We start from the raw sequence: 12,309 nt of genomic DNA on the forward strand, positions 1-12,309 counted from the left end.
CTGGCGCGCACCTTCGCGAAGGCGCCGCCGCCCGCTCAACTCAGGCCGGATGACTGCGCACGACTTCGAGAATGCTCTCGGCGTCGGCGCTCGCGTTTTCGAGCTGAACGAGGCTGGCCTGGCGCGCACCGAGCGCGTCGCGACTCTGGATCGCCGTGAGAATGGCCTTGTGACGCGGTAAAGACAGCGCATGCGTGTCCGGATGACGGCTCGTCAGCTTGATCGACTCCGACAGCGCGAGGGACAGCATATTGCCGATATGCGCGAGCAGATCGTTGTGCGTGGCCGCCATGATGGCGCGATGAAACTCGAGGTCCGGTTCGAGCAGCGCGCTGGCGGTGGGCGCGTGTGCCATGCGCTCGTAAGCGGAGGCGATGCGAGCCAGATCTTCGCTGGTCGCCGCAGTCGCGGCGAGCGCGGCCGCGGCAGGCTCGATCACGCGGCGCACCGTCAGCAGCGAGCGGAAAAATTCGCCTTCCGGCACGCTGCTGAGCGTCCAGTACAGCACGTCGGGGTCGAGCATGTGCCAATCTTCGCGTGGCTTCACGACGCTGCCCACGCGCGGCTTCGACACCACCAGCCCCTTCGCGACCAGTACGCGCGTCGCTTCGCGCAGCACCGGGCGGCTCACGCCATAGCGTTCGCACAGATCGGTTTCGGCAGGCAGGCGCTGGCCTGGCTGAACCTTGCCGCTGACGATATCCATGCCGAGTTCCTGCACGATACGTCCATGCAGGCTCTTGCGTTGTTGCAGATGACGATAATCCATATGAAGAGATCGCGGACTGTGCACGCTTCAGTCGTGACGCGACCGATTGAGCGCTTGAGAAAACTCCTGCCCCGTTGCCGCCACGCATCCAGCTCGCCTCGTTTTAGCTTGTGGGGGCTCAGTCAAGCATAACACGCGCTCCGCTTACAAAATCGGCTTGCCCATTGGCCGGCGACAAACGCGCGTCATTTGATCAGCGCACCGCGCTCGCTGAGCAGTTGGCGCAGAACGCTGCGATGGCAACGGCTTTCGTCTTCGCAATAGCAGCCGACCGAGAAATCCGTACCCTGCGACAAGGCGGCGAGCAGATCCAGCACCTTGCTGGTGTCGCTCTCGTTCATCTCCGCGCGGAAGCTGCGCACGAACCGGCCCCACTCCGCCTGACTGACGGCTTGTTTGGCTTGCGTCACCAACTGCGCGCTCGGCGAGAGGTTGGGCAGCCAGACATCGTAGTAATCGCGCGTGCCGAACTCCGCCTTCGGCACGCCGCGCGGCGGCCGCCGCACCGTGCCGATGCGCAGCCCCTCTCCTTCTGCTCGCTTCGTTCCAAGCTGCACGATGCGAATGGCCATGTCTTTCTCCTCAGTTGGGTTTGGCCGCGAGTGCGATGCTCGCGACGTGTTGCTTCTTGCCTGGCGCCGTCAATGGCATCGATGCGCACGGCTTATTCCGCGGGACGGGATGTCGTGGAGAACACAAGGCAATCCCTTGCCTCGTCGCCAAACGCGGGAAGCACCAGCCACTTCTTCAAGGTACCTTCGCACTGCAAGCCGAGTTTTTCCAGCACGCGTCTTGAGCCGATGTTCTCGGGATCGCACACCGTCCAGATGCGTTGCGTGGCAGGGTTGCGCCACAGCGCGGACAACGCCGCCAACCCCGCCTCGGCGACCAGTCCTTGCCCCCAGAAGCGCTCGGCGACGCCATAGTGAATTTCGGTCTTGTGGCCGTGCGGGATGACAAGAAAAATGCCGATCGCCTCACCGGCCGCGCGTGTGCTGATCACCCATGCGAAGGGGGCGTCGTCGTCCAGATCCCAGGCGGTGTCACACCACTTCGTCAACATGGCCTGCGTGCGCGTGGCGTCCGGATCGGCGCGGCGCTGCAGGAAGCGCGAGCAGGTCTCACTGCCCGTGTAGTTCTCGAACAGCACCGCAGCATCGCCTTTTTTAGCGCGGCGCAGATGCAGGCGTTCGGTCAACAGTTCGATTCGATGTCCCATCGAAACTCCGTTCATTCAGCATGTGACGGGGGCCCACCACGTAGCGCTTGCGCCAGGTCAGGTCAGGTTGAGTCCGCCGTCGGAGAGCAGTATCTCGCCCGCGAGGTAGTCCGAGGCCACCAGCAGCGCCACCGCCTGAGCAATGTCTTCTGGGCTCGCCGCGCGGCGCATCGGCGAGCGTTCGCGCCAAAGCGTCTGGGCCTGGGTCCACTCGGCGGTCAGCGGCGTATCGACGAGGCCCGGCGCGACCGCGTTGACGCGGATATCCGGCGCCAGCGATAGCGCGAGCAAGCGGGTGACATGATTCAATGCCGCCTTGCTGGCGGCGTAGGGAATCGACGCGCCCTTGGGACGCACGCCGGCATGCGAGCTGACGTTGACGACGCAACCAGGGCGGCCGCGTCGTGCGGCCTCGCGCAGTGCAGGCGCCGCTTGCGCGACCAGATGGAACGGCGCGACGACGTTCAGCTCATGCAGTTCGTGCCACACCTCGGACGTGGCCGCGCCGAGGTCCGCATGCGGGATCACGCGGCTGATGCCGGCATTGTTGACCAGTACATCGAGCCGTCCCCATGCGGCGACGGCTTGCTGGATCAGCGCCACGCGCTCGGCATCGTGCGCGAGGTCGGCTTGCACATAGGTGGCGCAGGCCAGTTCGGCGGCCAGCGCCTCGCCGGCTTCCACCGAACTGCGCGAATGCACGACCACTGCGAAGCCTTCGTGCGAAAGCCGTCGCGCAATCGCTGCGCCAATGCCGCTGGTCGAACCCGTGACGAGGGCGACAGGTAAGGAATCGATCATGAAGGCGGATCAAGTAGACAGTGGGACCGCTAGAATAAAGCCTACTCAAACCGCGAGAAAGAGAAATGCTCAACGGCAAGCGCATTGCCATGGTGGCTGCGATGGCAAGGAACCGGGTGATCGGCGCGTCCAACGATATCCCATGGAAAGCGCCTGGCGAGCAGCGGCGCTTTCGCGAACTCACGGAAGGACATCTGGTGGTGATGGGCCGGCGCACGTATGAGTCGATCGGCCGGCCACTGCCCAACCGCGACGTGCTGGTGATCGGCACGCAGGCGGTCGCCGCCGAGCGTGTCGCTACATGCCGCTCGCTGGAGGAAGCGATCCAGGTCATCACGGACGATGCGCGCGAGGCAATTTTTATCGCAGGCGGCGAACAGATCTACCGGCTGTTCTTGCCCTATGCGGACACGATCTACTTGACCGAGGTTGACGTGGAACCGGCGGGCGACGCCGTGTTTCCAGAACTGCCGGTGGACTTCGAATGCATCGAACGGACCGAGGTTAGCGGCCAGCCGGCTTACACCTTCCTGACCTATGTGCGGAGCGCGAATTCCAGTTCGCGCCCGCAACGCATTCACCCTTGAGCCAAAGCGAATCGCTCAAACGTGGTGCCCCACCTCGCCCCCCGGCCCCACCGCCGGCCCCGCGACCGTATCGGGTGCGTTCTCCAGCGCCGTGTCGTGATGCAGCAGCAACACCGCGGCGACACCCACCAGCCCGGCCCCGGAGAGACACAGCAGGCCGGCGCCGAAACCGCCGGTACTATCCTTGATCCAGCCCATCGCGTAGGGGCCGAAGAACCCGGCCAGATTGCCGAGCGAATTCACCACCGCAATGCCGCACGCGGCCGCCGCGCCGGACAGGAACGCCGCCGGCAAGGTCCAGATAATCGGCAGACAGCCGAAGATACCGAAGCCCGCAATCGACAGCGCCGCCATCTTCAACACAGGGTTATCCAACCCGGCCGCCGCGCCGATCCCACCTGCTGCGACCAGCAGCGCAATCGCCACATGCCACTTGCGTTCGAGCTTGCGATCCGAATGCCGCCCCCAGATCACCATGCTGATCACGCCCACGACATAGGGCAGTGAAGTCACGAAACCGGTCTGCAGATTGGTGAGGCCAAAGGCCTTGACGATCTGCGGCAAGAAAAAACTCAACCCGTAGTTGGTTGCGTTCGCACCAAAATAGATCAGTGCGATAGCCAGCACGCGCGGATTGAACAAGGCCTCGCGCACGCTGAAGTTGCGCACAGCTTCACGCTTGGCACGCTCCTGGGCGAGCCGGCCCACGAGCCATTCGCGCTCGTCGGTCCTCAGCCAGGTGGCGTGGGCGGGCTGGTCGGTGAGATAGAACAGCACCGCGATCGACAACAACAATGCAGGCGCTGCCTCGAGCAGATAGACCCACTGCCAACCCGCCATGCCGCCCAGTCCGTTCAAACCGAGCAAGGCGCCGGAGACCGGTGCGCCGATCACCGTGGAAAGCGGAATGGCGGCCATGAAATAGCCGACCACGCGAGCGCGATACATGGCGGGAAACCAGAGCGTCAGCAGGAAGATGATGCCTGGGAAAAACCCGGCCTCGGCGATGCCCAGCAGCACCCGCAAAGTGTAGAACACATGGGCGGCCGACATGCCGGTGTATCTGGCGATGTCGGGAATGAACGCCATCGCGCCGGCGAGCAGTCCCCACGTGAACATGATCCGGGCAATCCAGCGCCGCGCGCCGAATTTTTCCAGCAGCAGATTGGACGGCACCTCGAAGAAAAAATACGCAATGAAAAATATCCCGGCGCCGAAGCCGAATGCGCTCGCGGAAAGCCCAAGATCCTTGTTCATTTGCAACGCGGCAAAACCCACGTTGACGCGGTCCAGATACGCTACGAAATAACAGACAACCAGGAACGGGACGAGCCGGGTCGTCACACGCGCCAGAGTACGGGTCTCAATCTCCATGAACGCTCCCCTTAACGAGAAACCCTAAGCGGGCCAATGTGGGTCATCGATGCATGAGCGGCGATTCGCTCAGGTAGCCACAGAGTAGTCGTCCGAACGCCGGCGGCAAAGCGTTTTCTGTGTACGGTTTATTCGTCGCAGGCCGCGCTGCCGTACCCCACTAGCGAGCCGTGCGTAGAAACCCCAATGACGCGCCATGCTCGTTATCCGATCAGACTCAGCCGTACCGTTCGCGCCAGTTCGTCGAGCTGGAACGGCTTGCGCAGAATGCTGCAACGCCGCACCGCGAGACGTGAAATATCGACGTCGGCGTAACCTGTCGCGAGGATGACCGGCAGGTCATCTCGCACCTCGCGCGCCGCGGCAATCACGTCGATGCCGTTCATGCCCGGCATCGCGAAGTCGACCATCAAAAGATCGGGCCGGTCACCCACGAGCCGTCCCAAACCCGTCTTGCCGTCGTGCGCTTCGGTCACCACGTAGCCGAGCATCTTGAGCGAGTCGACCAGCATGCCGCGCACTTCGTTGTCGTCCTCGACGACCAGAATCCGCTTGATGCCTTCGACCTTCTGCTCAACCGCCGAAACCGATTCGGACTCCGATGCGACAGGTTCGCGCATCGGCAACCACAGGCGCACCGTGGTGCCGTGCCCCTCTTCGCTTTCGACGCGCGCCGTGCCGCCGGCCTGGCGCGCGATGCCGTACACCTGACTCAAGCCGAGGCCGGTGCCCTTGCCGATCGGCTTGGTGGTGAAGAACGGATCGAACACGCGCGAGATCACGTCGGCGGGAATGCCCGAACCGGTATCGCTGAATTCGGCCACCACGTATTGACCGTCGGCGAGCGTGGGATCCGGCGCCATGCGCCGGCTGACGTGCACCGTGAGCGTGCCGCCGCCGGGCATTGCGTCGCGCGCATTGATGGCGAGATTGAGAATGGCAAGCTCGAGCTGGTTGGCGTCCGCCTCGGTCCACAGCGCTTCGGCGTCGAAGTTCGTGATGAACTGGATGGTCGAGCCGAGCGAGACGGTGATGATGTCGCGCATGCCCTGCAGCAGCGCCACCACGTCCACCGCTTTCAGATCGAAGTTGCTGGTGCGCGAGAAGGTCAGCAACTGGCCGGTCAGTTTCGCACCCCGCTCCGTGGCGCGCTTGGCGGTGGCGGCCATGGTGCGCACGCGGTCGTCGTCGCTGACGCGCGCAATCAGCTCCGCGTTGACCATGATGACGTTGAGCAGGTTATTGAAGTCGTGCGCAATGCCGCCGGTCAACTGGCCGAGCGCCTCCATCTTTTGCGACTGCACCAGCACCGCCTGAACCTTGGCCCGCTCGTGAATCTCTTTCATCAGGCGGTCATTGGCGGAAGCGAGTTCATGCGTGCGCTCGGCGATCCGGCTTTCGAGCGAATCGTTCAGTTGCACGAGCGCCTCCTGGGCCTCGATGCGTTGCGCGAGATGCTGGCGCGAGACGTCCAGATGTTGCCGCGAATCGTACTGGCGGATGCGCGCGCGCAGCGACGACATCACAGCGCGGCGCAGCGTTTCGGAACTGAGCGGCCGTTCGAGCACGACGACGTTGCCGAGCCGCTCGAGTACCTCGAGGCTGCTTGCCGAACGCCGCGCGGCGCGCTCGCCCGCCAGCAGGATGATCGGGAAATCGGACCACGCGGGCTGGGCATCGAGCCAGCCGAACAACGGTGCGGCCAGATCGGCCGCCAGCGCCTCTTCCGTGATCAGCGCGGCGCCTGCCCCGTTGTTGAGCTCCGCGGTCAAGGCGTGCGTATCGGCGCAGCGCTCGCAATCGCGGCCGTCCTTGTTGAGCACTTCGGCAATCACGTCGGCATCGCGGCCGAACGGCGCGAGGACCAGAATGCGGCGCTCCATGGATCGATTAGCCTGCACGGGCAATCACACCCTCCGCAGGAGAGAGCATCGCGGTCCTGCCCCTGTACGACGGCAAACCGGTTAGCACACCTTCGAAGTCGCGCAAGGCTTCGCCCACTTCCACGCCGTCGTTGCCGAGGCGGAACTGGCGAATCGAGCGCTCGTGGGCGATTGCCCGGCTCTTGACGGTGGCAATCGCGGTCAGCACTTCGCCGTCGTGCTCGAAGTAGCGGAACAGCACCACGACATCGCTCAGGTAACTGATGTCAATATCGTTCTGCACTTCGCCGATGATGCCGTGCTGACCGAGCACCAGCATCGTGATGGCGCCCTGCTGGTTCAGATAGCCCAGCAGTTCGTGCATTTGCAGCAGCAGATAGCGTTCGCCGGGCATCGCCTGCAGGTAGGCGTTCAAGCTGTCGATGGCGACATACTTCATGCCGCGCTTCTCGACCGCATTCCGGACGTCGCTGGCGAACTCGCCCGGCGACATTTCCGCCGGATCGATCTGCCGCACCGTTAGCAGTCCTGCTTCAATATGCGGCGTCAGATCCATGCCGAGATTCACCGAGCGCAGCAACAGCGTATTGAGCGTCTCGTCGAACAGGTAGTAGATGCAGCGCTCGCCGCGCCTGAGCGCAGCCAGGAGGCACGACACCACCGTGGTGGTCTTGCCGACGCCCGAAGGTCCGATCATCAGCGCGCTGGTGCCCGGAATCAGCCCGCCGCCGAGGAGCGCATCGAGGCGCGCCGTACCCGTGCTGCGCGGCTGCGAATCGAACTCCGCATGATGTTCGGCCGCCACCAGACGCGGATAGACGTGAATGCCGCCGGTATCCAGGGTGAAGTCGTGAAAGCCTTCGCGAAACTTGATCCCGCGCATCTTGGCGATGCGCATGCGGCGCCGGTTGCCACCGTAATCGTGGGCAAGGCTGTCGAGGCTGATCACCCCGTGCGCAATGCTATGCAGTTGCAGGTCGCCCGGTTCCGACGAGTTGTCGTCGAGCAGCAGCACGGTGCATTCGCGCGTCGCCAGGTAGCGCTTCAAGGCGAGAATCTGCCGCCGATAGCGCAGCGGATTCTGCGAGAGCAGCCGCAATTCGGACAGACTGTCGAGGACGATGCGCACCGGCTTGAGTTCGTCGACCTGCTGGATCACAACCCGCACGGTCTCGCCGAGTTCGACTTCGGCGGGCTGCAAAACGGTTTGCTCGTAGCGCGGATCGAGGCCCTCGTCCGACAGCAGTTCGACGATCGTGAACTTGCTGACGTCCCAGCCGTGGCTCGCCGCCACCGAAATCAATTCAGCCTTGGTTTCGGAGAGCGTGATGTACAGGCCCGCCTGTCCTTCGGCAGCCCCCCTCAGTAAAAACTGCAAGGCCAAGGTCGTTTTGCCCGTGCCTGGCGCACCCTCGACGAGGTACATGCGGTGCGGCGTCAAACCGCCGCCCAGTATGTCGTCGATCCCATCAATCCCCGAGGAAAGGCGCTCCGCACGCTGCTTCGCTATGTTGTCTACCATGATGTGGCGTCACGATCTGACGTAAATAGTGGAAATGGTCCGGCCGCGACGAGTCAAAATTTCCACTCGCCTACCCGGCCAGCGTCACTCTTCGAGCAAATTGCGGGCCAAGCCGGTTCATGGGCATGCGCGGCAGCTCGCCTTCGCTTGCGTCGAAAAGCCCGAACTCGGTCTTGCAAATCGCGCCTGTCCGCTAGCGGTTTTATTCAGGATTGACGACATCGGCGATTGGGCTTTCAATCCGTTTGCGTGGCAACTTATGTTCGTACTCGCCTTCGCGGTGGCCAAACGCTTCGTGTCGACGCAGCCACTGCCCGGCACGTTTAAACCCAATCTCCCGGTGGACCGTGTGATCGATTTCCTCGCCATTCTCTGCGTCGCGGCCTGGCTGATGCGCGCCGCCATGCAAGGCGCCAGGTGCGGATGACTACGAGGGCGGCAAGAGGCGTGACACTAGCGCGCCGCGCAGCATGGCGGCGCGCGCGCGTGAGCCTCGCGCTGCTCGGCCCGACGCTGCTATTCGCGCCCCCGGCAGCCATGGCGCTGTCGATGGAGGCCGCGCCGCTCGCCGCGCAATGCGCGCCGCTGGCCGGCGCGATGCTGCCCGCCCGGCTCATCGCCTTGCCAACCCGCGGCGTGCATATCGACAGCGCGACGATGATTCCCGCCACCGCCAGCGGCAACCAGAGCGGCGAGTTTTGCCGCATCACCGGCAGCATCAAGGCCGTCGAAACCAGCACGCCCGATATCCACTTCGACCTGAACCTGCCGGTGCGCTGGAACGGCCGGGCGCTGCAACTGGGTGGCGGCGGCTATGACGGTGTAGTGGTGAGCGGCCTCGGCGTGATGCCGTTCTCGCCGGTCCACGCACCGCTCGCCGAGGGCTATGCGACCTTCGGCGACGACTCCGGCCATACCGGCAACTCCGCGTTCGCCGAGTTCGGTCTCGTCAACGAGGCGGTGATCAATTTCGGCTACGCGCATCTGAAGAAGACCCACGACGCCGTGCTTGCCTTGATCGAGCGCGTGTACGGGCGGCCACCGGAGAAGATGTACTTCGCCGGCGGCTCGACCGGTGGCCGCGAAGGCTACACGGTGATACAGCGCTTTGCTGACGACTACGACGGCGTGATCGCGAACTCGCCCGCGCTCAACTTCTCGGGCGTGCGTCTGCTTGGCGTCGCGCTCGGCCACGCCGAGTACGGCGTGCCGGGCGGCTACGTGCCGCCCGCGTTGCTCGAGCGGGTCTATCAACGCACGCTGGAAATGTGCGACAAGCTGGACGGCGTGGCCGACGGCATCGTCAGCGACGTGGAAGGCTGCCGCCGGCACGAGCAGGAGATCATCGATTCGCTGCGCTGCCCGGCGGACGCGGCAACCGCGCCGTTGGCCAATGACGACGCGTGCCTCACGGAGCCGCAGATCGCGACGCTGCTGGTCCTGCGCGACGGCCTCGCGCTACCCTACCCGCTCGCATGGAACGCGAACCGCTACACCGGCTACAACGTGCTGGAGGGCACGCGCCTGACCGGTGTGCTCGGCCTTGCGCACGATCCGGTGCGGCTGCCGTCGCCGACCTTCCGGGCGAACGGCTACCTGTTCACCCAGGGCGACAGCTACCTGCGCTACTTCATCACTCAGGACGCGACGTTCAATTCCATCAACTTCGACCTGCTGCATCCGGGCCACTACCAGCGGCAACTGTTCGCGCTGTCGCAGACGATCGGCGCGCTGGACACCAACCTCGCCCGCTACATCGCGCGCGGCGGCAAGCTGATTACGCTGCAGGGACTCGCAGACGAAGTCATCAGCCCCAATCAGACCATTGCGTACCACGACGCGTTGATCGCGCGGTACGGCAGCGACAAGGTCGATTCGTTCATGCGGCTCTACATGGTGCCGGGCTATCAGCACGGCAATGGCGTATTCATTCCCTCAGTCGACCTGCTGAGCGCACTCGACAACTGGGTCACGCACGGCGTGTCGCCCGAGACGCTGACCGCGACCGATATCGCCGCGCCGACGAACGGACGCACGCGACCGTTATGCAGGTATCCGATGTTTCCGCGCTATCTCGGCAAGGGCAACGTCAACCATGCGAGCAGTTTTACCTGCGTGGAACCGTAGCCTGCCGTCGCTCGCTTACCCTTACCCGCTGCGCCTTGACTTCATTGAATTTGGGCGTACCGTAAACAGAACCACCGCACGTTTTGCCGAGCCGGGACTCGCAAGGAAAGACCATGGGCAATCGCTATGACCGCTCACGCCTGTCGCGTTCGTTCACTTACAAAGGCATTCAGTACCATCCCGGCATGCTCGTCGTTCTAGCCGCCCAGGTCGTCTGCCTCGCCGCCTTCTCGTTCGCCGCCAATCTTCTGACTCATGACAAATGGCTGTCCGTGATGCTCGGCTTCAGCCTGCTGTTCGGACTGATTCTGTCACTGGGGTTTTTCGGCACCTGGAGTCAGTTCCGCGACGATATCGACCTATGGACGTTTCTCAACACCAATCCGGTGGAGTCGGCCGTGGCGATTGCCACGGCCGGCGAAGTCATCGCCATCATGATGGTGGCCCCGGTCACCTGAGGCCTTTAACTGCGCGACGGCAGGAGGGCACGCACCGACGGCGTGCATGCGGGTGTGGTCAGTTGAACTGGTGGCTTATGGAATCAGCCACAGCGCCGCACCGTAAATGACCAGCGACACCGCAAAGGTCACGGCCGTGTAGCCCATCACGCGCTGGATGCGAATGCCCGCAATCGCCACCACCGGCACCGCCCAGAACGGCTGCAGCATGTTCGAGACGTTTTCGGCCATCGCCACACCCATGGCGGTGCGCGGCACGGACGCATGCAGGCTCAGCGCCGCCGGCAACACGAACGGCCCCTGCACCGCCCAGTGGCCGCCGGCGCTCGGAATCAGCAAGGTGATGATGAGCGAACTCAGATAGCTCAGCACCGGCAGCGTCACCGGCGTGGCGATTGCCACGAAGGTCTTGGCGATCGTCGATGCCAGCCCGGTCCCCGTCATGATGCCCATGATGCCGCCGTACACCGGATACTGCAGCAGCATCGAACCGGTCTGCCGCGCGGCACGGCGAATCGCATCCGCGTAGGCGATCGGCGTGCGCTGCAGCGCGAGGCCCACCAGCAGGAAGATCAGGATCGTGGTGTTGATGTCCAGCTCGAAACCCTTCGCAGACCAGGTCATCGCAAGATAGCCGATGCCCAGCGCGAGCAGGATCAGCGTGCCCAGCATCGAGCGCTCGGCACGGGCCGCGAACGAGCTCGGCAATGCGCCGCGGGCATGCGGGTCGGCGTCGGCGTTGGACGCGGCGTTGGCATTCGCGCCCGCCTTTGCGTCGCTCCCCGCTTCCGGCGCCGCTTCGCTGAACGCCACGACGTGTTCGGGCTTCGGATGCATGCGGATGAAGATCGCGGTCATCACGACCACCACCAGCACGGTCGGGATGAAGACGAACGGCGCGAACACGGTCTGGCTCAACGGAATCACCTGGCCGGTGGCCTTCTCCACCAGGTTCAGGGCATTGCCGTGCGAGGCCTGGGACAGTGCGATGGAGCTCGACAGGCCACTATTGCAGACCGACCAGGCCGAATAGCTACCCGCGACGAGCCACGCAAAATCCACCTTCACGCGCCTGGCGATTTCACGCGACAGCAGCGCCCCCACGATCAGGCCGAGCCCCCAGTTGAGCCATGCAGCTACCGCGACGATCGGAAACACCAGCAGCGCGGCCCGCGCCGGCGTATGCACGCCCGCGGCCATCGCCCGCAGGCCACGCTGCACGAGCGGTGCTTCGGCGATCGCGTAGCCGGTGGCGAGAATCAGGATCATCTGCAGCGCGAAGCCGAGGATGTTGAAGGTGCCGCCGTACCAGGAAGCGAGGATCACCGGCAACGTGGCGTGCGGCGCAAACGCGAAGGCCAGCAGGATGACCACCAGAGTCAGGCCGATCGACAGGACGAACGGGTCCGGCATAACCTGCTCGAACACGTAGACGAGACCCGCAACGACGCCGCGCCGGCGCTCACTGGGGTGGGGATGGGGGTGGGCTGAACCGGTTTCGTTGTTGTCCATGATGTCTCTTCCTCTGGCCGCGTCCCGTCGGGCGGCATGTCTCACGAGCCGCGCCTC

General features: G+C 64.2%; 11 protein-coding genes and 1 pseudogene. 4 read left to right on the forward strand and 8 right to left on the reverse strand.

The genetic code is table 11. The annotated features are described in order from the left end of the window. Positions 1 to 40: 40 nt before the first annotated feature. The 4 genes from BUS12_RS34095 to BUS12_RS34110 form a co-directional block, all read right to left on the reverse strand. Entirely contained in the window at positions 41 to 769 is a 729-nt protein-coding gene (locus BUS12_RS34095; protein WP_074301932.1) for a FadR/GntR family transcriptional regulator, read from the reverse strand. A gap of 185 nt (positions 770 to 954) precedes the next feature. Continuing rightward, positions 955 to 1,341 (reverse strand): DUF488 domain-containing protein, encoded by a 387-nt coding sequence (locus BUS12_RS34100; RefSeq protein WP_074301933.1) that lies wholly within the window; start codon positions 1,339 to 1,341, stop codon positions 955 to 957. Between the two features lie 92 nt (positions 1,342 to 1,433). Further along, complete coding sequence (locus BUS12_RS34105; protein ID WP_171991768.1) at positions 1,434 to 1,967, reverse strand: GNAT family N-acetyltransferase; 534 nt, start codon at positions 1,965 to 1,967, stop codon at positions 1,434 to 1,436. A gap of 78 nt (positions 1,968 to 2,045) precedes the next feature. Then, positions 2,046 to 2,789: an SDR family NAD(P)-dependent oxidoreductase gene (locus BUS12_RS34110; RefSeq protein WP_074301935.1), complete on the reverse strand. Its 744-nt coding sequence runs from the start codon at positions 2,787 to 2,789 to the stop codon at positions 2,046 to 2,048. A 65-nt stretch (positions 2,790 to 2,854) separates the two neighbouring features. On the opposite strand from BUS12_RS34110, the gene BUS12_RS34115 reads away from it, so the two are divergent. Next, positions 2,855 to 3,376 carry a dihydrofolate reductase gene (locus BUS12_RS34115; protein ID WP_074301936.1) on the forward strand — a complete coding sequence of 174 codons (522 nt, stop codon included), beginning with the start codon at positions 2,855 to 2,857 and terminating at the stop codon, positions 3,374 to 3,376. A gap of 15 nt (positions 3,377 to 3,391) precedes the next feature. On the opposite strand, the gene BUS12_RS34120 is transcribed toward BUS12_RS34115, so the two are convergent. The 3 genes from BUS12_RS34120 to BUS12_RS34130 all read right to left on the reverse strand — a co-directional run bounded on the left by BUS12_RS34120 (position 3,392) and on the right by BUS12_RS34130 (position 8,155). Next, on the reverse strand, positions 3,392 to 4,750 hold the full coding sequence (locus tag BUS12_RS34120) for an MFS transporter (protein WP_074301937.1): 1,359 nt from the start codon (positions 4,748 to 4,750) through the stop codon (positions 3,392 to 3,394). 203 nt (positions 4,751 to 4,953) lie between these two features. After that, positions 4,954 to 6,633, reverse strand: coding sequence for an ATP-binding protein (locus BUS12_RS34125; RefSeq protein ID WP_074301938.1), 1,680 nt, complete (start codon positions 6,631 to 6,633; stop codon positions 4,954 to 4,956). Between the two features lie 7 nt (positions 6,634 to 6,640). Next, entirely contained in the window at positions 6,641 to 8,155 is a 1,515-nt protein-coding gene (locus BUS12_RS34130; RefSeq protein ID WP_074301939.1) for an ATPase domain-containing protein, read from the reverse strand. Positions 8,156 to 8,339: 184 nt separating this feature from the next. Here BUS12_RS34130 and opgC point away from each other — a divergent pair. The 3 genes and pseudogenes from opgC to BUS12_RS34145 all read left to right on the forward strand — a co-directional run. Further along, a pseudogene (opgC, locus tag BUS12_RS39530) lies at positions 8,340 to 8,552 on the forward strand (OpgC domain-containing protein); the annotation flags it as partial. A 26-nt stretch (positions 8,553 to 8,578) separates the two neighbouring features. Further along, a complete protein-coding gene (locus BUS12_RS34140) occupies positions 8,579 to 10,282 on the forward strand; it encodes a tannase/feruloyl esterase family alpha/beta hydrolase (RefSeq protein ID WP_083640785.1) in 1,704 nt (567 codons plus the stop codon). 113 nt (positions 10,283 to 10,395) lie between these two features. After that, positions 10,396 to 10,740, forward strand: coding sequence for a hypothetical protein (locus tag BUS12_RS34145; RefSeq protein ID WP_083640786.1), 345 nt, complete (start codon positions 10,396 to 10,398; stop codon positions 10,738 to 10,740). Between the two features lie 75 nt (positions 10,741 to 10,815). Here the strand turns inward: BUS12_RS34145 and BUS12_RS34150 are convergent, their stop codons facing one another. Next, positions 10,816 to 12,252 (reverse strand): TIGR00366 family protein, encoded by a 1,437-nt coding sequence (locus BUS12_RS34150; protein WP_074301941.1) that lies wholly within the window; start codon positions 12,250 to 12,252, stop codon positions 10,816 to 10,818. Positions 12,253 to 12,309: the final 57 nt, after the last annotated feature.

The organism is Paraburkholderia phenazinium (genome assembly GCF_900142845.1).
Classification (GTDB): domain Bacteria; phylum Pseudomonadota; class Gammaproteobacteria; order Burkholderiales; family Burkholderiaceae; genus Paraburkholderia; species Paraburkholderia phenazinium_A.

What these genes read in the sequence shown, in the direction of transcription:
- BUS12_RS34095 (WP_074301932.1), bottom strand. Translation starts at nt 769, where the DNA reads ATGGATTATCGTCATCTGCAACAACGCAAGAGCCTGCATGGACGTATC.
- BUS12_RS34100 (WP_074301933.1), bottom strand. Translation starts at nt 1,341, where the DNA reads ATGGCCATTCGCATCGTGCAGCTTGGAACGAAGCGAGCAGAAGGAGAG.
- BUS12_RS34110 (WP_074301935.1), bottom strand. Translation starts at nt 2,789, where the DNA reads ATGATCGATTCCTTACCTGTCGCCCTCGTCACGGGTTCGACCAGCGGC.
- BUS12_RS34115 (WP_074301936.1), top strand. Translation starts at nt 2,855, where the DNA reads ATGCTCAACGGCAAGCGCATTGCCATGGTGGCTGCGATGGCAAGGAAC.
- BUS12_RS34120 (WP_074301937.1), bottom strand. Translation starts at nt 4,750, where the DNA reads ATGGAGATTGAGACCCGTACTCTGGCGCGTGTGACGACCCGGCTCGTC.
- BUS12_RS34125 (WP_074301938.1), bottom strand. Translation starts at nt 6,633, where the DNA reads ATGGAGCGCCGCATTCTGGTCCTCGCGCCGTTCGGCCGCGATGCCGAC.
- BUS12_RS34130 (WP_074301939.1), bottom strand. Translation starts at nt 8,155, where the DNA reads ATGGTAGACAACATAGCGAAGCAGCGTGCGGAGCGCCTTTCCTCGGGG.
- BUS12_RS34140 (WP_083640785.1), top strand. Translation starts at nt 8,579, where the DNA reads ATGACTACGAGGGCGGCAAGAGGCGTGACACTAGCGCGCCGCGCAGCA.
- BUS12_RS34145 (WP_083640786.1), top strand. Translation starts at nt 10,396, where the DNA reads ATGGGCAATCGCTATGACCGCTCACGCCTGTCGCGTTCGTTCACTTAC.
- BUS12_RS34150 (WP_074301941.1), bottom strand. Translation starts at nt 12,252, where the DNA reads ATGGACAACAACGAAACCGGTTCAGCCCACCCCCATCCCCACCCCAGT.